Source organism: Gracilibacillus caseinilyticus (assembly GCF_022919115.1).
GTDB lineage: Bacteria > Bacillota > Bacilli > Bacillales > Amphibacillaceae > Gracilibacillus > Gracilibacillus caseinilyticus.
In genome coordinates this window covers 2,124,138-2,146,331 of record NZ_CP095072.1, presented here as the reverse complement: position 1 = coordinate 2,146,331, position 22,194 = coordinate 2,124,138, and the positions used below count along the sequence as shown (strand labels likewise).

The following is a 22,194-nucleotide window of genomic DNA, read 5'->3' as shown; positions in this document are numbered from 1 at the left end:
ACGGGTGGCTTATGTTTAAGACACATTATTAATTTTTATTTATTGTTAAGGTTTGGAAGGTAATAATTTTAAGGGGAGAGAAAATAATGGCACAATCACTAATCTTTGATATGGATGGAACACTATTTCAAACAGATAAGATATTGGAATTATCACTGGATGATACTTTTAGCTGTTTACGGTCATTAAATAAGTGGGATAAGGAAACGCCTATTGATAAATACCGTGAAATTATGGGGGTTCCTTTACCGAAAGTATGGGAGACTTTGTTACCTAATCATACCGTTAAGGAAAGAGAACAAATGGATGCTTATTTTTTAGAAAGGCTAATTGAAAATATAAGCAGTGGTAAAGGTGCTTTATATCCTAATGTAAAAGAAGTCTTTAGTTATTTAAAAGAGAATGATTGTTCAATATACATAGCAAGTAATGGCTTAACGGAATATTTAAAAGCGATTGTCAGTTATTATCATTTGGATGAATGGGTTACGGAAACATTCAGTATCCAACAAATTGAATCGTTGAATAAATCGGATTTGGTCCAAGGTATTATAAAAAAATACGGCATCACTAATGGAGCAGTAGTTGGAGACCGACTTTCAGATATAAATGCAGCCAAAGATAATGATTTAGTTTCAATTGGATGCAACTTTGACTTTGCACGAGAGGATGAACTTTCTCAAGCTGATATGGTCATTAACGATTTAACAGAGCTACAAACAATATTAACTAAAGTAAACAATTAGCTTGTAGAACTAACGGGTGCATATCTGGGAACAGATATGCTCTTTCACTCTTGGAGCAGTTTAGTGGTGGGATAAAAAATATATAATATTTTTTATTTTTTGTTATAGTCATCTTGAAAGATAGGGGATAAAATGATTCAGATACTGAATGAGGCAGATAGTTTAATTATTGTGATTCACGAAATATATGGAATTAATCAACACATGACGAGTTTTTGTGAAAGATTATCAGAACAGGGCTTTGATGTTATCTGTCCGAACTTACTAAAACGTGAGCAACCTTTCGATTATTCCGAAGAAGAGATTGCCTATCAAAATTTTATAGAGAATGTTGGGTTTACTGAGGCTGTTCATAAAATAAAAAACGTATTAGTAAGTATTAAATTGGAATACAAAAAAATATACATTATTGGATTTAGTATAGGAGCAACTGTTGCTTGGCTGTGTAGTGAGGAAGATTATCTCGATGGGATAGTAGGATATTATGGTTCAAGAATTAGGAATTACAAAGAATTAGTCCCAGCAAGACCCACAATTTTATTCTTTCCGCAGAAAGAACGGTTCTTTGATGTTAATGAATTAATTTCAAATCTGGATAAAAGAAATACTGAAATACATGAATTTAATGGAGAACATGGATTTAGCGACCCATACTCTCCTAATTTTAATGCAAAATCAGCCTCAGATGCTTTCGATGAAATGCTTAACTTTATTAGAAGACATTGATTGATAACCGGGAGTTCTTCAACTAAAGGGGGCGAATGCTGAACAAACAAATCTATTCGCTTTCCTTTGTTGAAGTAAAGGAGCAGAAGAGTTCGATAATGGATATATTTTGAAATATATTTGAAATTGTAGAGGAGAAGGGAAATGAAGAACTTACTATTAGAATCACACTGTGTATTTCCAACACTAGATATAATTAAAACAGCAATTTTTTATGAACAAAAGATGGGATTTAAAGCTGTACAGTATTTGGACGCAAATGAACCTCATATTTGTTTATACCGTGATACTACTGAAATTATTTTAACTAAGACTAATGGACAAAAAGTAATTCCTAATAGAGACCTCTATGGATATGGATATGACGCTTACTTTATAACCAAGAATCAAGAAGAACTCCAAGAAGAGTTCATTAACTCGAATATAAAAATAATCCGTACCTTAGAAAATACGGATTACAATAATAAAGAATTTGTAATTGAAGATATTGATGGAAGATGGATAGGATTTGGGATTAAAGTCGGTTAAAGAGATGATGTAAATTTGTGAAAAATTGAACTTAAAGTAACGGATGCTTATCTGCAACAAGGGATACAGTTTATTTCGTTAAAGTCACAGAATACTTGAATAAGACCAGTTTAGGTTCAAATACTAAACTGAGGTGAAAATTATGAAAAAGCTAACTATATTCCTTACTTTAATAATATCTTTAGTAAGCTATGACACCCCAGCATTTTCACAAACGGTAAATGAAGCTGATACGGAGTTATGTGAAACAATTAAATATGCACTAATCAATAGCCTAAGAGAGCCAATTGATAAAGCAATATCTGAAATTTATAAAGATGATGAAGGTGCACCAGAAAGTCTTATGTGGGCTTCATATGATACGGAGATATTAAAGATAAAGCAATTATATGGTGTTGGTGGAGCATATGAAATCACATTAAAAGTAAAACCTTATTATCGTGCTCATATTACTTATGGTGAAGATATAATTGTAGTAAGTGCAGATGGTAAGTTAATTGATTATGAACATCTAAAAACTTATTTAAGAATGGATTTTAACTAACAAATAGTCTACTCTTATTCCATTAACGGGTGACTTTAATTGAGCAAGAGCTATAATTTTAAACAGAAATTTTGCTGCGCAGTACAAAGATACTGTTCAACAAAAAAATTATATTCAACAATCAGGCGCTTTAATTGAGAAATTAGGCTTTTTGATATTGAAATTTCCTTAACGTTGTAAATCCGCATTTTCCTGACGCTACTTTGAAAAATAATTCTCCTAATGGTACTCCCTTCACATACTCCATTATAATTGCTTGTTTTCCTTGTATCCTGGTTACATCAAATAGCTTAGGTACAGGCAATCCACAGGAACGCGCATATTTTTGCTTATTTGCCTCTTTTAAGGATTCGGTATCTGGAAAATCATCATGAAATACTTTAATTATTTTGTTGTCTGTAAGATAAATATTTGCCGTATTTCCGCTTGCTATCGGTTGACCAATATTCATTGGTTCTCTCCCCTTACATAATCAGATGCATAGGATAACTGTAGTCAAATCCAGTAGTCGTACAGAATATACCAAATGACCTGCTTCATTAACTAAAGATGTTAATAGATGTATTTTAACATAATATTCCAATGTATAGTAAAGTTTAGCATCAATGATTCGCTTTTTTCCTAAACAGACAAAATGATCCCTTTTAGTTTCCATCATCTGTTTGCGTTACAGCAAGATATAAGCACAATTAATAAAGGGTAACCTTTACATTTACAAAAAATTCAATTTTTATTTCTTCTATTTTTTACTAATCCTTTCATTTTTATGGAAACTCGTGTATACTTGTTACAAACAGAATAAGAAATAACTAGGGGAGTCCAATAAGTTGGGCTGAGAAAGAAACACGTTGAAGTTTCTTGACTCTTTGGACCTGATCTGGATCATACCAGCGTGGGGAAGTTAGAACTCTCATCATTACTATGAATAATACTTCTACATATAAAGCCGGGTCCATCCTTTTTAGGGATCCGGCTTTTTTATGTCTTCTTAATTATCTTATTTTAAATTGGTATGTTCCTGTTCTTGTCCTTTATTATTTTGAAAGGGAGAGATTTAACCAATGTCAACAACCTCAGTAAGTGAAAAAAACATTTCCATCATGTCTAGCTTTTCAGGAAGTAAAAAAGTATATGTAGAAGGTTCTAGACCAGACATTAAGGTACCGATGCGTGAAATTGAGCTAAGTCCTACTACAGGAACCTTCGGTGATGAAGAGAATCCACCCGTCCGCGTCTATGATACGAGCGGACCGTATACAGATTCTCATTACTCGGTGGATATAACCAAGGGCCTTCCTGCACTTAGAAGTAAATGGATCCAGGAAAGAAAAGATGTCGAAGAATATGAAGGGAGAGAAATAAAGCCTGAAGATAATGGCTATCAAGATGAAAATGATCCTCGTGCCAACCATAACGTCTTTCCTGGTTTAAAAAGAAAACTGTTACGTGCCAAAAAAGGGTGCAATGTAACACAACTTCATTATGCAAAAAGAGGAATAATTACGCCTGAAATGGAATTTATCGCGATAAGGGAAAATATGGAACCTGAATTTATTCGTGATGAAGTAGCACGAGGACGAGCGATTATCCCATCTAATATCAACCACCCAGAGTCAGAACCGATGATCATCGGGCGACATTTCCATGTTAAAATCAATGCAAATATTGGGAATTCTGCAGTTTCATCTTCCATCGAACAAGAGGTGGAAAAAATGACTTGGGCAACACGCTGGGGCGCTGATAATATTATGGACCTTTCTACAGGGAAAAATATTCATACAACTCGTGAATGGATTATTCGAAATGCTGCTGTCCCTGTGGGTACAGTTCCTATTTATCAAGCACTTGAAAAAGTAAATGGCGTTGCAGAGGATCTAACATGGGAAATCTACCGCGATACGTTAATCGAACAAGCGGAACAAGGTGTAGATTATTTCACTATTCATGCCGGCGTTCTTTTAAGATATGTACCGTTAACAGCAAAACGTTTAACAGGAATTGTATCCAGAGGTGGATCGATAATGGCACAATGGTGTCTCTATCATCATCAGGAAAGTTTTTTATATACTCATTTTGAAGATATCTGTGAAATTATGAAAACCTATGATGTATCCATTTCTTTAGGAGACGGCTTACGACCTGGATCCATTGCAGATGCAAATGATGAAGCTCAATTTGCAGAATTAGAAACGCTTGGAGAGCTAACAAAGATTGCTTGGGAACATGATGTGCAGGTTATGGTTGAAGGACCCGGACACGTTCCAATGCACCTTATTAAAGAAAATATGGATAAACAGCTAGAAGTGTGTGAAGAAGCACCTTTCTATACACTCGGGCCACTGACTACTGATATAGCTCCTGGATATGATCACATTACATCGGCTATTGGTGCTGCCATGATTGGTTGGTATGGTACTGCTATGCTTTGCTATGTTACGCCTAAAGAACACTTAGGTTTACCAAATCGAGATGATGTACGTGAAGGGGTTATCACATATAAGATCGCTGCACATGCTGCCGATTTAGCAAAGGGACATCCCGGATCTCACAAAAGAGACGATGCCTTATCAAAAGCTCGATTTGAATTCCGTTGGAGAGATCAGTTTCATTTATCATTAGATCCGGAACGTGCATTAGCATTTCACGATGAAACACTACCTGCAGAAGGGGCAAAAACAGCACATTTCTGCTCCATGTGTGGACCGAAATTCTGCAGTATGAGGATCTCTCAGGATATTCGTCATTACGCTAAAGAAAATAAGCTGGATACAGAGGAAGCCATAGAAAAAGGAATGAAAGAAAAAGCTAATGAATTTAAAGAAGCTGGAAGTAAATTATATCAGTAATTTATATCATATGGGAGGTCATACTGTGGATATCCCAAAAATGGAAGAGGAAATAAATCAATTAAAAAATCGCATTTCTTACTTGGAGAACTGCAAGCAACATATACAGCAAAATTGTGACCATCATTTTAAAGGTAATCCATTCTACGAAATATGTAGCAAATGTAAAAAAGTAAATGTGCTTTATTATTAAAGTATTTTAAAAATACGTGAGGTACAGGGAGAATATGAACTGTGTAAGTAAGAAATGCGTATGGTTTCTTACTTACACACTTTTCTTGACAAGCCCCGTCGCTTAGATGATAGGATGTAATTTTAATTATCCTAGTTTCGGAGTTCCATCAAGTACTGTTGATGCTCTTTCTCTAACTGTGGGTGTGACTCCTATACCAGAAGATGCCTAGCACACTTTGATAGAAATGAACTGATTTTCCTGAATTTTCACAAATAACTCCATTCTTAACTTCATCGTAAAATCTCCCATCAATTATCTTACCATTGAGCATCACTCTGCTAACAACTACTGTTTAGTTAAAAATCAGACTTTCTTTTTTGAAAAACTAATTAGTGCAATAATGAAGCAAAACATACTAATAGCCCAAGCAATACCACTTTTGATGACACTGAAAGGGGGATACGGATAGAGCCTATTCATCAATAAAAAATGATAAGGACTACTGCAAGCCCCCTCATGTCCAGCCGATCTTTTTCGTTTAATACTCACACCAACTACCACTTACTCTTATTAAACTTATTATGATTATCCAAGCTCAAAATGTTAGTTTCTCTTAAACAATAAATCTTCTATAGATTGATAAGCTAATTTTATAAACAAAAAAATGGCTATCAAAAATAAAATATCCATTAAAATTTCATAAAGATATTGGATATACATACCAATGAATGGGATATCCGATATTAATGGCAGATCCATTTCACTTATTTCATGGAAGCCAAACAGTAATAGCAAAGTTATAATAATCTTAATTAAATGACTGTATAATTTATTCATACTTTATTCCCCCCTAAATCCTTTTCTTCCATAAACCCGCTCTATAACTGAATAACGTCTTATGAAAGATAGGCAGGTATACGGATGAAAACATTGGTACCTGATGTCTTTATAATAAGGACCACCAAACATTAGCCTTTTATTTTAAACTTCTTTAAACCGACGTCGCTGAGGAAGCAGCTGCTTGATCAGCCTTCACACAATCAATCGCAACAACGAGTGCAATAATAATACTTTCCATTTCTTCATCTATTACTTGAACCTTGTAGCTATCTCCCCACGAGAACCACTCCTTGCCCACTTCACCTACAATTTCACCATGCTGCAACAATTGGAAATCCATGTCCCACCAATTACCATGTACTTCAATCCCTGCCGCATCAATTGTATATCGTGCTTTCAAGAAAGAAAATTCCTTTTTTATGGTTAATACCTCTCGACCGTTTACCTCCACTAAAAACTTTGGTAAAAAGCTGAACGTCTTTTTCGTAATGCGTGCTATTTCATCTCTCGCTGTATCCATAATGGAGAAAGTCTTTGGCACTTTCATGAAACTTCCCTCCACATAATATACATCCTGCTCCTGCTGATCTTTCACTGTGAATTTTCCGCTTAGACTGAATACCTTCTGTTTGATATAAAGTTGCTTCATACTTATTCCTCCCGGCTACTGCCTTAACTTTAACTATATATTGTCGTAAACTCCTTTATATTTTAACATAAATAACCATTTTCAGAGGATAATGATGTAGTAACATATGATTAATGATCCTTGCCTTACCTCCATGAGACAAAAATAAATCAGACATCCGCTATAAAGTGAGACTTCAATCAGTGGGGGTTTTTGACCCCCACTGATTGCTAGCGAAACTTATAAGGAAGTTATCGTCCGTTTATCCCCCACTTAGCTTCTTATTTATCTCTCGCATCTTGAAGTGGGGGTATTACGGACGGTTAGCGCCGTGATAAAAGAAGGATAACTATCATTAACGTCGAATCTTATATTATATAAATAAGAACTAAGGAGCATTCTAATGCATAGTATTTTTGATGAATATTGTACAGATGAAATAGTTAAACGGATTGATAAATTAAATGAACATTCCCAACCGAAATGGGGGAAAATGGCTGTTGCCCAAATGTTAGCTCATTGCTCTGCCTTCCAAGATATCGCTATGGGAAATTCTTCTCCTCCAAGAGGTTTGTTAGGTAAAGTAGTAGGAAGAATGGCAAAACCGATCTTTTTTAACGACAAGCCTTTACCATTAAATATGTCTACCATTCCAGCCATTTTAATTGCAGATAAGAAGCATTTTGAAAGAGAAAGAGAAAGGCTTAAACAGAAAATAATAACATTCCAAGAAAATGGTCCAGAAAAATGTACAAGTCATCCACATCCGTTTTTCGGGAAACTAACTCCCGAACAGTGGGGGAAAGGAATTTTTAAGCATCTTGACCATCATTTGAAACAGTTTGATGTTTAGCCATTATAGAAGAAATACATTTCACAGATATACGTAAGAGTGCTAACCTATTGAATCTTTTTTTGTTTAACCATACCTAATACGATGGGGATTAATGGACTTAATATTAATTAAAATCATGATATCCTTCATACGATTGAGGATTAAAATGGATTCAAATTTTCATTTTTTGATAATGAGCTCATGCGTTTAAATATGACACCTCCGCCCGGCCAATGAATCAAATGTTACGATAGATGTGTTGAATCGATACGCTATTAAAAAGCGTAGTTTTATAAAAGAACGCTTTGTTTGAAAGAGACTTGCTTTCGTTCATTATGCTTCTCGCTTTTCTCCCTTTTGATCGAATGACTTCTGTTTTTATTCAGCAGGCTTTTATTGCAAATATTTTTTGATAATCATTGCTACAACGTACGATAAAGGAATGACAATTAGCTTGCCAACCGATGATGCGACTGACTGAACACGGCCGTTCATGAGAACGGTACAAAATCTCAACCTTTTCTTACCCATAAATTTACAGGTGAATCAACGTTTCACTGCATATGACATATGTACTTTCCAACTATCTTGCTCTTTTTTTACACCAATAAGTACAGAGTACGAAATGGAATGTAACTTTTAAATTCATTTCACACCAACAATACATACACGGATACACCAAGAATGAAGATTGTTGAGATTTTCCTGCATCCTGCTTACTAATTTCAAATTATCCTCCCCCCTTCATCAAACGAGTAGCTTTAGTGATGATCACTTACTCTTTCTTTTGTTAGAGCTCTTCCAAGCCCAGTCATAAAAAACAAAGGTTATTGTAAAAATCAAGGAAAAAACTAAATTATCAAACAAATTAACCTTCTGCTCTATCAATAAGTCCCAAAATATAAACCAAATCCATCCGAGTATCAAAATTAGTACATACATTCTCTTTTTTGATTTTCTAAACATCAAGAACCATCCTCATTGATTCTCACATTTTTCGGTCGTAAAAGTGTTAACGCTCTAATTTTAACATAATATCCCAGTAAATGATGGGGATGGTCTCTTCTATTTGTAGATTCAAAAAACGCATGAAAGCAAATCAAAGTTCTTGTATATGAAATCTTTCTTTAATTCTTTTTCATAGTTCTTCTACCTCTGATTTATCTTGAGGATATTCTTCAAGATAGCGATCACAATCTTCTCTTAAATATCTATATAATGTAGAATAATCTAAAGTAATTTCTTCATCTTTCTCTACTAGAGGACGATCAATGTAATAAGCTATTCTATCTTTACCAAAGTAGTCTTCTTCCCATTCCTCATAATAGTCAGCAAACACAAACCTCGCATATTCGTCGCCATATCCTTCGCCGTTAGCATAGCTTCTTAAGATTCTTAAAAATTTTCCATCTCCCATATGGAGATAAAAGTAACTAATTAATTTTCTATACTTATCTTCCACGATGATTACAACTCCTTCATTGTAATCCAGTGTAGGAAAAAAATTTGTTATTTCGCCTGATTCATTAAGAAAACCTCTAAATTGCAGTCCGTTAGAGACAACACCTGTTATCTCTCTCCCCGCGCCAACGACCTTACCATTTTTCATAGCTGCTTCTCCCCATTGTAGTATCTGTTCGTTTGATATAATATCAAGAAGGTCGACTAGGCCTCTGGTTATCACCAATCGGCAAGTCTTCTTTATCGTAGGGCGATGCAGGAAGTCGCCTAGTTTCTGGGCGCTTGCGCTGGACATGGCTGTTCATGTTAGAAAGCGGTACGAAACCTTAAAATTTTATACTTTCTTACCTGTTAAAAAACGAGACACAAGTACATCCTTGTGCCTCACACCTACATCATTCAATAATCTGCAATTCTTTCGGAAACTTGGTGAGTGCTTCGCAACCATCTTTTGTCACAAGCACATCATCTTCAATTCGAACCCCGCCGATATTTGGCATATAAATTCCTGGCTCAATCGTATAAACCATTCCTTCTTGTAAAACACCATCATTTAAATGACTCATGGATGGAAACTCATGTACATTAATTCCCAGCCCATGGCCCAGTCGATGTGGAAAATAGTCTCCATATCCCGGATCTGTAATAATATCTCTTGCGGTGGTATCAAGGTCGCCAATACGAGCACCTGGCTTGCTAGCCTCCAATGCTGCCATTTCAGCTTTTAATACGGTGTGATAGATTTCTTTCTGTTTGTCCGTTACTGATTGATAGGCAACCGTTCTGGTGATGTCGGAGCAATAACCGTCAAGTACGACGCCTAAATCAAATAACACCATATCACCTGGTTTTAATTGGCGATTTCCTGGATTGCCGTGTGGGTCACCACCCTTTTCGCCGAATAACACCATCGTAGAGAAGGACATTTCACGAATGCCTTTTTTCTTCAGCTCATACTCAATCTTGGCTAATACCTCCATCTCGGTGACACCTTCTTGGAGTGCATTTACGCCTACTTGAACACCATAGTCAGCCATTTCGGCTGCACGCTTGATAATCGCTATCTCGCTATCATCTTTGACAACCCGCATACCATTTAATTGATCTTCTGCAGCAATAACCTCCGCTTCTGCAAAAAGGTTAAGAAAAGCGCTGGCACGACTATAGGTAAGAACCTCCTCTTCAAAGGAGACTTTCTTCGCATCGGTCTGATTTCTTGAGGCGAAAGCTGCTTCAATCTTGTCCCATGGATTTTCATGGTCTGCGTAACCGACGATTTCATATTGCCAGCCTGCATCTTTTAATTGATTCACTTCCATGCCAGGCAGGATAAATAATGGCTCTGCCTCCTTAAATACGAACACCCCCATCAACCGTTCATGCGGATCTGTATGAAAGTTTGATACATAATAGACATTTTCTGTTGAGTTGATAAATAGAACGTCAATGTCTTCCTCGTTTAACCAGTTCACTAACGCTTCTAATCGTTTATTCATGTTGGAACGCTCCTTTTTACATCATTGCCTTTGCTCGGCAGCATATTCCTTATGTAATTCAGAATCACTATAAATGCTATCGTAAATTAGTTTCCTTGTCTAAGTATGTGTTTATAAAACGTAGGGAGGCTCCGTTTTATTTCCAAAATGTCCACATCAGCTATCTGTCTGTCTTAATCCTCATAGATAAATACTGGAAAATATTTTAAGCTAATACTAAGCTGAATGTTCCCTATGGATAGGAGGATACCAATGAAAATAATCATGATTTCGCTAGATTCATTACGCGCCAACCGCTTAGGCTGCTACGGCTATCATAAACCGACGAGTCCTTATCTCGACAAAATAGCGAGTGATGGCGTTCTTTTTGAAAAAGCATTTGCAGCTGACATTCCTACAGAAGCAGCACATACAGCCATCTTCACCGGCAAAGTAGGGTTAAAAAATGGCATCGTCTCTCATGGCTCCAATTTGACAAACTTGCCGAGATCAACAGCATGGCTGACCACTATCCTCCGTTCATCAGGATTTACGACAGCGGCGGTGGATAACCTTTATCAATTGAAGGAATGGTTTGCCAGAGGCTATCGCTACTATATCAACAGCGTCGGCGATGAGCGTTGGATCGACGGCAAAACCGTTAACGGATATGCGAAAGAATGGTTAACCGAACATAAAGACGAAGATTTCTATCTTTTTCTTCATTACTGGGATCCCCATACTCCCTATTTACCACCAGAGGAAAACATCGATTTTTTTTACGATCACAATAGAGACCCTTATGATCCCGAGAATAAAAGTATGGAAGCAGCCTATAATCATCTGGCGTATCCTTTTTTCAAACAACATCATTTTGATTTAATTGGACCCGTGACCGATGCGGAATATGTTAATGCCTTATATGATGCGGAAGTTCGATATTTGGATCAGAGACTGCAAGAATTAGATCAACACCTTGAGGAATTAGGAATAAAAGAAGAGACATTCCTTATCATTTTTGGCGATCATGGAGAAAGCTTGACCGAGCATGATATTTATTGGGACCACTGTGGTCTTTATGATACGACCGTGCAAGTGCCCCTTATCATGAGATGGCCGGGTCATATCCCCAAAGAGCAAAGGATAAAAGGTATGGTGCAACAAGTCGATCTTTTTCCTACGATCATGGACGTCCTTAAGATCGATAATGATGTCACCATCGACGGAAAAAGTTTATGGCCATCGATCCGAGGTGAAGAAAACGGCACAACTGATACCGTCTACTTAAGTGAGTGTGCCTGGCAAGCAGCGAGAGGAATCCGGACCGAAACATATAAATTTATCAAAACATTAGATAGTGGCCTTTTTACAAGGCCACCCAGAGAATTATATGATATCAAAAATGATCCGCTTGAGACGAATAATCTCGCTGCCTCTCATCCCCGACTTGCCGACCAATTCGAAGATACACTAGATCAATGGGTAAAGGACATGCTGGCAGGGGAAAAAGATCCGATGTTCAGACAATTGGAAGTGGAAGGATTACCTTTTAAAAAGCGGATTGAGCGAATACTTAATACCGTAGGATTAACATGGCGTGATTGGAGAGAGAACCCTTCCAAAGAAAAAATAGATACATTAATGAAAGCTAAAAAAGCGAATAAATGAGAGATTTATTCGCTTCTTACTTTTTTTACCGTATGCATGAATTGCCGCTCCTGCTTCTTCTCTATATGAAGGAATGCCAGATAAGACGAGAATAATACTAGAAAAGTGAACACACTTGGCCCAAAGATAACGAGTAATCCTGGATGATGCCTGAACACGAAAAAAAGAATAACACATCCACTAACTATCATCACACTAGTCAAAGGAGAAACGATCATAATAAGAAAAGCATTTTTGATAACATAGAATAATGGAAGCTCAAAATGAACGAGAACAGCAAATGAATAAGCTGCCGTTAACACAGATAGCAACGTAGTGACTACTAATCCATAAAAAGTGAATGTATATAGCGGTCCATCTAACAGCTGGATTAGTTGAAAATAGACATACAAAGTGAAGACGATGGTCCCCCAAAGATAACCTACCAAATTACTTTTCACAAAATTCTTCTTATAATAATGGATGAAATTTGCTAGTACAGATACATCTGCATCTTTTTTCAGCCATTGTCGCTGGATCGCCATAAGCGCAGCTGTAGCAGGAAACACGCCGAATGCAATCAAGCCAGCCATCGAAAAAATCACCCACAAAACGGTTAAATATGCAAACTTCAGAATCCACTCAGGTATCCGTAAAATGCCATAAGCTCCCCCGCTCATTCATATGCACCCCGCAGTCCTTTTATTTTTACACATCTTCTAATATAGACGATTGTGCACTTCTATTGGACAATTCTTCATCTTTTCTTCTACCTTTTGTCCGATTGGGCGCTGCTTTCGGACAGTTTCTCTGCTTTTCTTCCGCCTTTTGTCCGATTGGCACCGCTTTCGTTCACTTCTCCCTTTTTCCAACCTCACTTTGATCGAATCAATTTCTCATTCGTCCTCTTCCCCACTTTCCAACCCCACTCTGATCGAATAACCCACTCAACCCAAAAACCACTCTCTTCCCCCAACCCAACATTCTCCATCCAATTAAACACCTCTATCGGACACCCCCGCCCCAAGCGGAACTGTCCGACAGTTCCTCACATCTAATCCTTCGCCTGCAGTGCACGCGCCTTATGAATAGACCCTAAATACAGTTTGTCATACGCTTCTTGTGAGGATTGAAACGGTCCTGTGCCTAGTCCGTGATAATTGGTATTCGTGTACATTGGATTTTCCCTGCCTGTATGGGCTTCTCTTTTTGCGATGTAATCATGCATTCTGCCTTGCAGGATTTTCACGATTTGCGGTTTTTGGGCAGCCAGATTGTGATTCTCCCCAGGGTCTTCCACCAAGTTGTACAATTCGATTTCCGGTTTATCATGAAAATCAGGTTCCAATGCCTGGATGAACTTCCATTCCGGCGTGCGCCAGCCGTGTTTTCGCATCCATGTACATTCGGTAATATAAAATTCGGAGACTCTGGCAAACTCTGAACCATCGACCATCGGCAGCAGACTTTGGCCGTCGAAAGCTGCATCTGATTCCACCCCTATTAACTCTAAAATGGTCGGCATAATATCTTTAATGAGTGTTACATCCTTGATTCGTTTTCCCTCTGGCAATTTGCCTGGATATTTGATGATCAACGGCACGATCAGACAATTATCATACATACCGTGGTGGTCAAAATAGCAGTCATGTTCATATAAGGTTTCCCCATGATCGGATGTTAGAATAATCAGCGTTTCTTCCTCAATTCCCAATTCGGCTACCGTCGTTAGGAGATTCTGGATACACGCATCCATGTACGCAATCGCGCCTTCATACTGAGCGGTGACGTACTGTTGATCGGTAACACCCTCAGGGATCCACGATTTAAAAAAGTCGGCATGTGGTTTGAAGTTGTACACCGGCCCCATTGATGTATTGGCAGGATCCAACTCATCCCGGTCATAGAAGATTCGTTCAAAAGGTTTCGGTGGTAAATAAGGAGAGTGCGGATCCATATGGCGCATAAACAGGAAAAATGGCTGATCCGCTTCATGCAAACGGCGTAATTCCGGAATCGCCACTTCATTTAAATTTTGCGCTTTCGGACAACGGCCTGTTTCATCCGGCAGCCATGCTTCATAATCTAAATAATTTTGAAAACCTCTTGCGGACGGATTATTGGAAAAGCCGACACACGACGTATTATAGCCCTTCTCCCCAAGTAATTCCGCTAACGTTTGCCCCTGAATATCCCCTTCATGCCTTAAGGCGACGGTATCGGTTCCGAAACAATCCAGACCAGATAGCATCGATGCATAACCAGGTGTGGTCGGGATGCTCGGGCTGAAATGATTTTCGAAAAGCACGCCTTCTTTTGCTACTTTATCCATGTGAGGAGTCGTCTGCTTATGGTAGCCGTAACTGCTCATAAAGTCTCTTCGTAAACTATCAATCCCAAAAAGAATCACATTTGGTTGTTTCATATCTTCTCCTCCTTCAGATTAGTCCTAGTTAACGCAAGCTGTTCCCTGTATCTCCCCGGGGAGCACCCTACTTTTCTCGTAAATAATCGGGTGAAAAAGGCTGGATCATCATATCCTACCTCCATCGCAATCACGATAATTTTTTCCGACGTTTCGACCAGTAATTTCTTGGCCCGATTCATCCTGATTTCGTGAATATATTCGACAACGGTTCTTCCTGTCTCTTCTTTGAAAATTCGATTCAAATGCCGTGAGCTGATGCCGAATAATTCCGATAATGTGGTTAACGTCAACTTCTGATCGGCATGTCTTTCGAGATAACCACTAATGCGGTGGATAAATGTTTTCCGCTCCTGCTGTTTGATATCGATCTTGGACTGCCCGTCATTTACACGCAGATAAATTCTCGATAACTCGATAAGTAACTGGACCAGCTGCAGCCGAATAATCGATTCATAGCCGTGCTGACCGCCTTCGTATTCGTAGCACATTTTTTCGAACATACAATAAATCTGGTCTGCTTCATTGCCTCTTAAATTGATGCAATGATGGAATCGTTCTTCCTTTTCGAGAAATGGGTGGACATAGAAATAATCCATCGATTCCGTTATCCCCAGCCCCTTCAGCCATACAGCATCAAATAAATAAGGCATAAACAGACAGTTCACAATTTCTAATTTATCCTTTTGGTTGATGATATAGGTATGTTGTTCTCCCGGATTAATAATGAAGACATCCCCAGCGGTTAATGGATAGCTCTCCCCATCACAGACATGGTCTCCCTTTCCTTCCATGACATACACCAGTTCAATAAAATCATGTGCGTGTAATGGCGGGGCGTTGCGATCTGTATGGACTTTATGATTGATACAAAAAGGGAAGTCGTTTTCTTTGATAAACTGACTCACTTTTAACTTCAATCTGCTCCACCCTTTCCACATTTACTCAACAGTTGGAATATCAATCACCGCACCATTTTCCAGTTGCGACCGGATAGCCGCTTCAATGACCTCCTGACCTGCCAATGCATGAGCACCTGATGCTTCCATGTCCGCAGGCGGAACCCCGTCTTCAATCTGCTGGATAAAATGGTCTAACCGATTTTTAAAGGTTTCCTGAAAACTTCCGACTCCTGTCATAATCGAATTGCGCATTGTCAGCAGCTCATCACTGTCATGCGGGTAAAAAGTGAAATGCTCATACACATTATCGATCACAAAGCGTCCTTTGTTTCCCGCCACTTCACAATATTCGATTGGATGACGCACCGCCATATCATAGCTCCCGGTTAAGTGGCCCACCGCCCCTGAGGCGAATTCCAAATTGATAGACGCCGTCGACCAGATCTCTCTGCCAGGTGCCTTGGTCATAAATGCCTGCACGCGCTTGACATCCCCGGCGAAATAGCGCATCACATCAACCGAATGCGGGTGTAATGCTCGCAGATGGAACCATGGACTTGTTTCAGCAGGGTTTTGAATCGTCAGTTTCATATTGAGAAAAAGTAATGTACCTAACTCACCCTTTTCGATTAACTCCTTCCCTTTATAAGCAGGAGGGACAAAGCGGTGGTTTAAATTACTGACTAAGCGCACATTCTTCTCTTTTGCCAGCTGGACCATTTTCCTCGCTTTGACGATATCATTCGAAATCGGCTTTTCTACCAGTGTGTTCTTACCTGCTTCTATTGCCAGCACAGCGGGCTCATAGTGATCACCGCCATTTTCTTCCCCGGCTGTTGCAATACTAACCACGTCAATCTCTTCCTCGGCTAACATAGTTGCGATATCATCATAAGGTTTGGCACTGTAAAGGTGAGCCACTGCATTGGCGTTCTCTTCCATTAGATCACAGACCGCAACCAGTTCGACATTCGGATTTTCGTTATAAAATTTACAATGTGTTTTTCCGATATTGCCTAATCCAACCACTGCTACTTTTTGCATGTTACCATCCCCCTCTTATATAACTGCTTCCGCTTTGGCTTCTTCAAACAAGCGCTTTAAGTACCCACGGCTTTCGGCAGCAATCGCCGTTACCTGTTCCAGCGAATAATCGTTGGCACCGATAATTTCTAACACCGTTGCGCCCTGGTAATGGATGTCAACCATTTTGTTGACGACCGCATCTAATGGTACTGTCCCTCTTCCTGCTGTCTGAAATTCCGGCGCTGCAATCTGTAACTGCTCGATCTTCGTGTCGCGAATATGGGAATGGATAATATAATCCTTTAAAGCGCCGATTGCTTGCACCGGATCATCTCCAACTCTGCCGACATGTGTCGCATCGAAATTCAAGCCTAATGCTGGATGTTGTATTTCCTTCATTAATCGTAAGGCTGTTTCGGTATTATAAATACTTTGACCATAATGAATCTTCAGTGCAAATTGAATACCAACATCATGCGCTGCCTGGGACAATTCCTCGATCGCTTTCAAGGATGCTTCCATTTTTTCCTCGTTATCTGACTCGCCGGCACTTCCTGTTGTCACCATCGGAATGCCCAGTTTCGCCGCCCGTTCGAAAACGCGCTTCGTCCGTTCACGATTTTCTGCTTCTAGTATGTTCGTTGCTGCTTCCACGCAATAGAGCTCTAATCCTGCTTGCTCGACCATTTTCCGAATGTCTTGTAACGCCTGATCACTGGCCGTATCTGACAAGTGTTCTGCCATCCCTACAATCGATGCGAGTTCCATCCCTTCATATCCGCAAAATTGGATCTGCTCAACCGCTGACTGTAAATCATGCCCACCAAACAACACACTATTGACACCTAGCTTCATCGAAAGTCCTCCTCGAATATATTTAACCGCTTACATCTATCATACATCGTCTCGACATCGCTATCATAGCGAATGGCGTCCAGCAAATGGTCAATCAGGACATTCGGCTGTTATCCTTTGACCGCACCTGCCGTCATGCCATCTACTATTTTTTTGTTGAAGAAGATAAATAAGATTAACGGCGGTATCGAAATTAATAACACATCTGCAAAAAGTAAGTGATACTCCGTTCCATAAATCCCGGTAAAATTGTATAACGTGAGCTGTACCGTGGCATTATCCGCGCCCGGGAAGAAATACAGCATATTTTCAAAATCATTATAGATTTGGATCGATGACAGCACGATAACAGTCGACGTTACCGGCTTCAACAAGGGAAAAATCACACGAAAAAATAAGTTGAACGGACCGCAGCCATCCATCAGTGCCGCTTCATCCAGCTCCTTCGGGATCGTCCCGACAAAAGCGGTATACAGCAAACAGGCAAAGGAAAAATGGAGTCCTGCTTCTAATGAAATAATTCCGGGAAAGGTTTTAAATAACCCCATCCCTTGCAGTAACCAGATCGTTGGCACGATAGAAGGTGGAATCATGAGACCGATCAGGATCACATAATTTAATTTTTTGGCTAAACCGGAACGCCTTGCGATCACAAAGGCTGCCATCGAACAAATAATGATGATCGTTGTTAAAGAAAGTACCGTGATGATCGTGCTGTTCATGAACGCTCGCAGCACGACGCCATCGTTTAGGGTCAGTACTTCTTTGTAATTACGGAGGAACTGAAAATTCTCAGGAAAAGACAAGTTCAGCAAAGAAGCACCTGCGCGATCTTTAAACGAGTTAATCAAGACAAAATAAAAAGGGATCCCAAAGAAGGTTAAAGCCACTAATACGCCCAGCGTTTCGAGGATCAGCATGCGCCGGCTGCTTCTTTTCCTTGCCTGGATCAATTCCTCTTGTTGCTGCTGTTCGTTTATCTGACTAATCACATTGGCTCTCATAAGTCCACCTCTTTTCGATTAATAAATTTAAAGATCGGAAAAGCAACCATTGCCACAAATAAGAATAATAAGACGTTCCCGGCAGTAGATAGACCGAAGAAACCTGCTGCATATTGTTTATACACTATCGATGCGAGAAGGTCTGTACTAAAACCCGGTCCACCGCCTGTCATCGCCCATACCAGATCAAATGTACGGAGGCCGCCGATTAAGGCGAGAATAATAACGGTATTCATCGCAGGTCTTGATAATGGCAAGGTAATATGCCAAAACGCTTGCAGGGCATTCCCGCCATCAATCTTTAGTGCTTCGTAATAATGAGTAGGAATCGCCATTAACCCGGCAATGAAAATAACCGTTGCAATACCAACCCCTTTCCAGATATCGGTCATAGCTACCGACAATAGCGCAATATCCGGATTACCGAGCCAGTTCGGTCCTGTAATGCCAAAGAAGGAAAGAATGGTGTTGATCACCCCTTTTGTCGGGTGCATCATCGAACTGAATGTATAACCGACAGCAATCGTACTTAGCAGTGCCGGAAAAAAAACGATCGATCTCAGCAAATCTTTATTTCTTATTTTCGACGTCAGAAATACCGCAAGCGCCAGACCGAGAATGACTTTCCCGCCCATTGTCGTAAATGCAAAAATTAACGTATTGCGAAAACCAATTCTTAGTGATGGTTCCTGAAAGAACTGGATAAAGTTATCAAAGCCGATAAACTCCCAGTCCGTGAGCGTCCACCAAGTGAAACTGTAGAAAAACGATAGAGCGGTCGGGACCAGAAAGAATGTACCATAGATGAGGATAGCTGGAATCAGAAAAAAATACGGATACATATTATTGATATTCTTGTTCATTCGATGTCAACTCCTTTGCGATAAAATTTCTTTCTTGCCACAACTGGAAAAGTACCCCTGATTGCGCGCTTTTCCAGTTGTCTGTACCTAACTACATCAATCCCAATCCAGCCCCAGCTGTTTTGCTTGTTTTTCGACATCGTCATCATACATGGCAGCTGCCTCTGCTGCGGTCATCGTGCCACTGCCGACGGACGTACAAATTTGTGGTAAGTTCGGTCCTTTAATCGGTGATACGAATTCAAGAGCTGGTGCAATATTGCCTTCCTCAAAGTACACCTGCATTTCTTCCACTGCCGCATAGGAATCCTCTGGTAATTCCACATCCTTGAGCACATATGGTCCGATACTTTTCGCTTTCGATTCATAAGCAGCAATACCTTTATCTGATATGAAATAGTCCAGCCATTTTTTCGCGGCATCGACATTCTCTGCTTCTTTATTGATCATAATCGCATCCGGCATCCATGTCGTCAGGCCATTCGTTTCCGGATCATCCGACGGCTGCGGAAATACGCCGATATCGTCAACTAAATCAGGGTAGTTCTCTTCAATAATCGGTAATACTTGTGTTAGCATCGGATAATGGGCCCCCGTACCTTCTGCAATCATCTGCATCCCTTGATCATAGGTCGCAACGGTATAATCCTCATTCTGGTAGCCTTTTTCATGGATTTCCTGAATCCGCTCAAAGCCTCGCTGTGCTTCCGGTGTATTGGCAAATTTAGCCTCGCCATTCGTATAATCATCGGCAAAATTCGCTACCTCTGCTTGCACATTATAAAAGTCAGCCAAAATTGGAAGCTGTGATGTCCAAGCCTCTCCATACGTCGTAATGACAGCCGTTTTTCCTGCTTCTTTAATCTTCTCATTATTCGCCATCAGCTCATCCCAGGTACGGGGCACTTCAAGGCCTAATTCCTGATAAACCTTTTTATTATATAACCAGGCGCCAACCTGGCTCGATTTCGCTGGGATACCGAATACTTGATCATTAGACGAAACGACCTCTTTGTAACTGTCCATGACGTTATCCATAAATGGCTCTTCGCTTAGATCCACAAAATATTGAGATGGGTTTAAAGCCATTAACAACGAGCCCGAATTAAACAAAACGAGATCTGCCATATCGCCGGTAGCAAGTCTCGTCTTGACAACATTTTCCCCTTCCGGTCCACCAGGTCTGACTTCGACATTCGTCTTCATATTTAAGTCTTTTTCAATTGCATCCAGTACTGCCACAAACCCGGGATCATCCATTGCTGTTTCCGACACGAGCATCGATAATTCTACCGCTTCACCCGAATCACTGCCTGTATCACCACCTGCATCCCCTGACGTTTCCTCCGAATACCCTCCACCACATGCTGCTAGTAAGACCATCGCAATAAACGTCACAAGAAAAAATAAGACCCAATGACGCTGGCGCTTTATCATGAAACACTCCTCCTTATCGATTTAACAATTATATTTGTAAGTGTTATCATTATCTAGCGAAAAATGGACTCCGGTTAGTGGGAAACGTTACGTACCGGCATACCATCATGAAGCTGTGGAACATCGATTACTTTTCCATTTAGTTGATGTGACGCAATGGCTGCTTCAATAATTTCCTGTGCAGCTAGCGCATCTAATCCTGATGCAGACAATTTCATCGGAGGTGTACCCGCTTTTACCTCCAGAATAAATTGATAAATTCTATTTCGTATCGTAGCATGAAACGTATCCACACCTGTCATAATTGAATTTCGCATCGTCGTCATCTCTTGCTGATGATGGGGAAAATAACGAAAATGTTCATAGACATTATCGATTTCAAATCGTCCTTCCGTTCCCGCTACTTCGCAATATTCGATCGGATGATGCCTCGACATATCGTAGCTGCCCGTCAAATGACCAACAGCCCCTGATTGAAATTCCATGTTGACCGATACCGTTGACCAGCTCTGTCGCTGCGGCGCTCTTGTCATAAAAGACTGCACCCGTCGAACATCCCCTGCAAAATAGCGCATCACATCAATCGAATGCGGATGCAGAGCTCTCATATGAAACCATTCCGTGAGATCTTTTGGATTTTGTATCGTTAATTTCATATTCACAAACAGGGGCGAGCCTAATTTGCCTTGCGTTATGAGCGCTTTTCCTTTCTCCGCTGCCGGAACAAAACGATGATTCAAATTACAGCCCAGCCGGACATTCTTCTCGAGCGTAAACCTTACCATCTCTCTCGCTTCCTCCAAGCTGTTGGAGATCGGCTTCTCCACCAGCACATCTTTGCCAGCCTCGACCGCTGCCATCACCGGTGTATAATGATGGCTGCCATTCTCCACACCTGCCGTTGCCACGCTGACGATATCAATCTCTTCTTTGTCCAATAATGCGTCCAGATCTGTATATGCTTTGGTCTGATAGTTCGTCGCTACTGCTTGTGCCCGCTCTTCCAGAAGATCACAGACGGCTACTAACTCCGTATCAGGATTCTCCCGGTAGGCGTTACAATGCAGACTGCCAATATTGTTCACGCCGACAACCGCTACTTTCAACATGCATCTGCCCCCTCTGCTTTTCATATAATCGGTCCATGTTCACCCCCTGCGAAAAGGAATTAGGTTAAGTATAGGGGAAGTCATCTCGATGAAAAACCTAATTTTTTAACAAAAAAGAGGGG

21 protein-coding genes, 1 pseudogene and 1 riboswitch are annotated in these 22,194 nt (G+C 39.9%); of the genes and pseudogenes, 7 read left to right on the top strand and 15 right to left on the bottom strand.

What is annotated here, in order from left to right; all coding sequences use genetic code 11:
- Positions 1-86 precede the first annotated feature (86 nt).
- From MUN88_RS10195 to MUN88_RS10180, 4 genes are all read left to right on the top strand, one after another.
- Entirely contained in the window at positions 87-746 is a 660-nt protein-coding gene (locus MUN88_RS10195; protein WP_244724018.1) for an HAD family hydrolase, read from the top strand.
- Positions 747-878: 132 nt separating this feature from the next.
- The gene (locus MUN88_RS10190; protein ID WP_244724016.1) at positions 879-1,472 is read left to right on the top strand and encodes a dienelactone hydrolase family protein; all 594 of its coding nucleotides are present in this window, start codon (positions 879-881) and stop codon (positions 1,470-1,472) included.
- 144 nt (positions 1,473-1,616) lie between these two features.
- Positions 1,617-2,000, top strand: coding sequence for a VOC family protein (locus MUN88_RS10185; RefSeq protein WP_244724014.1), 384 nt, complete (start codon positions 1,617-1,619; stop codon positions 1,998-2,000).
- A 142-nt stretch (positions 2,001-2,142) separates the two neighbouring features.
- The gene (locus tag MUN88_RS10180; RefSeq protein ID WP_244724012.1) at positions 2,143-2,544 is read left to right on the top strand and encodes a DUF3888 domain-containing protein; all 402 of its coding nucleotides are present in this window, start codon (positions 2,143-2,145) and stop codon (positions 2,542-2,544) included.
- A gap of 211 nt (positions 2,545-2,755) precedes the next feature.
- Here MUN88_RS10180 and MUN88_RS10175 read toward each other — a convergent pair.
- Positions 2,756-2,995, bottom strand: a pseudogene (locus MUN88_RS10175) (phosphotransferase); the annotation flags it as partial.
- Positions 2,996-3,345: 350 nt separating this feature from the next.
- Positions 3,346-3,460, top strand: a riboswitch (TPP riboswitch).
- 145 nt (positions 3,461-3,605) lie between these two features.
- Between MUN88_RS10175 and thiC the strand changes: the two are divergent.
- Positions 3,606-5,390 carry a phosphomethylpyrimidine synthase ThiC gene (thiC, locus tag MUN88_RS10170; protein WP_244724011.1) on the top strand — a complete coding sequence of 595 codons (1,785 nt, stop codon included), beginning with the start codon at positions 3,606-3,608 and terminating at the stop codon, positions 5,388-5,390.
- Positions 5,391-6,168: 778 nt separating this feature from the next.
- Here thiC and MUN88_RS10165 read toward each other — a convergent pair.
- Both MUN88_RS10165 and MUN88_RS10160 read right to left on the bottom strand, forming a co-directional pair.
- Positions 6,169-6,402, bottom strand: a complete 234-nt coding sequence (locus MUN88_RS10165) for a hypothetical protein (protein WP_244724009.1) — start codon at positions 6,400-6,402, stop codon at positions 6,169-6,171.
- A gap of 154 nt (positions 6,403-6,556) precedes the next feature.
- Complete coding sequence (locus tag MUN88_RS10160) at positions 6,557-7,054, bottom strand: LURP-one-related/scramblase family protein (RefSeq protein WP_244724007.1); 498 nt, start codon at positions 7,052-7,054, stop codon at positions 6,557-6,559.
- A 382-nt stretch (positions 7,055-7,436) separates the two neighbouring features.
- Between MUN88_RS10160 and MUN88_RS10155 the strand changes: the two genes are divergently transcribed.
- A complete protein-coding gene (locus MUN88_RS10155; protein ID WP_244724005.1) occupies positions 7,437-7,886 on the top strand; it encodes a DUF1569 domain-containing protein in 450 nt (149 codons plus the stop codon).
- 1,120 nt (positions 7,887-9,006) lie between these two features.
- Here MUN88_RS10155 and cdiI read toward each other — a convergent pair.
- The gene (gene cdiI / locus MUN88_RS10150) at positions 9,007-9,477 is read right to left on the bottom strand and encodes a ribonuclease toxin immunity protein CdiI (protein WP_244724003.1); all 471 of its coding nucleotides are present in this window, start codon (positions 9,475-9,477) and stop codon (positions 9,007-9,009) included.
- A gap of 247 nt (positions 9,478-9,724) precedes the next feature.
- Positions 9,725-10,825 carry a M24 family metallopeptidase gene (locus tag MUN88_RS10145; RefSeq protein WP_244724001.1) on the bottom strand — a complete coding sequence of 367 codons (1,101 nt, stop codon included), beginning with the start codon at positions 10,823-10,825 and terminating at the stop codon, positions 9,725-9,727.
- A 252-nt stretch (positions 10,826-11,077) separates the two neighbouring features.
- Between MUN88_RS10145 and MUN88_RS10140 the strand changes: the two genes are divergently transcribed.
- Positions 11,078-12,472 (top strand): sulfatase family protein, encoded by a 1,395-nt coding sequence (locus tag MUN88_RS10140; protein ID WP_244724000.1) that lies wholly within the window; start codon positions 11,078-11,080, stop codon positions 12,470-12,472.
- 5 nt (positions 12,473-12,477) lie between these two features.
- Here MUN88_RS10140 and MUN88_RS10135 read toward each other — a convergent pair whose 3' ends face one another.
- The 10 genes from MUN88_RS10135 to MUN88_RS10095 form a co-directional block, all read right to left on the bottom strand.
- Positions 12,478-13,131 (bottom strand): YesL family protein, encoded by a 654-nt coding sequence (locus tag MUN88_RS10135; RefSeq protein ID WP_244723997.1) that lies wholly within the window; start codon positions 13,129-13,131, stop codon positions 12,478-12,480.
- A 28-nt stretch (positions 13,132-13,159) separates the two neighbouring features.
- Positions 13,160-13,294 carry a hypothetical protein gene (locus tag MUN88_RS21665; RefSeq protein ID WP_256463983.1) on the bottom strand — a complete coding sequence of 45 codons (135 nt, stop codon included), beginning with the start codon at positions 13,292-13,294 and terminating at the stop codon, positions 13,160-13,162.
- Between the two features lie 211 nt (positions 13,295-13,505).
- Positions 13,506-14,876 carry a sulfatase family protein gene (locus tag MUN88_RS10130; protein WP_244723995.1) on the bottom strand — a complete coding sequence of 457 codons (1,371 nt, stop codon included), beginning with the start codon at positions 14,874-14,876 and terminating at the stop codon, positions 13,506-13,508.
- The gene (locus MUN88_RS10125) at positions 14,873-15,796 is read right to left on the bottom strand and encodes an AraC family transcriptional regulator (protein ID WP_244723992.1); all 924 of its coding nucleotides are present in this window, start codon (positions 15,794-15,796) and stop codon (positions 14,873-14,875) included. Before MUN88_RS10125 ends, MUN88_RS10130 begins: the two co-directional genes overlap by 4 nt.
- 21 nt (positions 15,797-15,817) lie before the next feature.
- Complete coding sequence (locus MUN88_RS10120; RefSeq protein ID WP_244723989.1) at positions 15,818-16,822, bottom strand: Gfo/Idh/MocA family protein; 1,005 nt, start codon at positions 16,820-16,822, stop codon at positions 15,818-15,820.
- A 15-nt stretch (positions 16,823-16,837) separates the two neighbouring features.
- Positions 16,838-17,659, bottom strand: a complete 822-nt coding sequence (locus tag MUN88_RS10115) for a sugar phosphate isomerase/epimerase family protein (protein WP_244723986.1) — start codon at positions 17,657-17,659, stop codon at positions 16,838-16,840.
- 110 nt (positions 17,660-17,769) lie between these two features.
- A complete protein-coding gene (locus tag MUN88_RS10110; RefSeq protein WP_244723984.1) occupies positions 17,770-18,663 on the bottom strand; it encodes a carbohydrate ABC transporter permease in 894 nt (297 codons plus the stop codon).
- Entirely contained in the window at positions 18,660-19,526 is an 867-nt protein-coding gene (locus tag MUN88_RS10105) for a carbohydrate ABC transporter permease (RefSeq protein WP_244723982.1), read from the bottom strand. Before MUN88_RS10105 ends, MUN88_RS10110 begins: the two co-directional genes overlap by 4 nt.
- 96 nt (positions 19,527-19,622) lie before the next feature.
- Entirely contained in the window at positions 19,623-20,963 is a 1,341-nt protein-coding gene (locus MUN88_RS10100) for an ABC transporter substrate-binding protein (RefSeq protein ID WP_244723979.1), read from the bottom strand.
- Positions 20,964-21,037: 74 nt separating this feature from the next.
- Positions 21,038-22,072 (bottom strand): Gfo/Idh/MocA family protein, encoded by a 1,035-nt coding sequence (locus MUN88_RS10095; RefSeq protein WP_244723976.1) that lies wholly within the window; start codon positions 22,070-22,072, stop codon positions 21,038-21,040.
- Positions 22,073-22,194 lie beyond the last annotated feature (122 nt).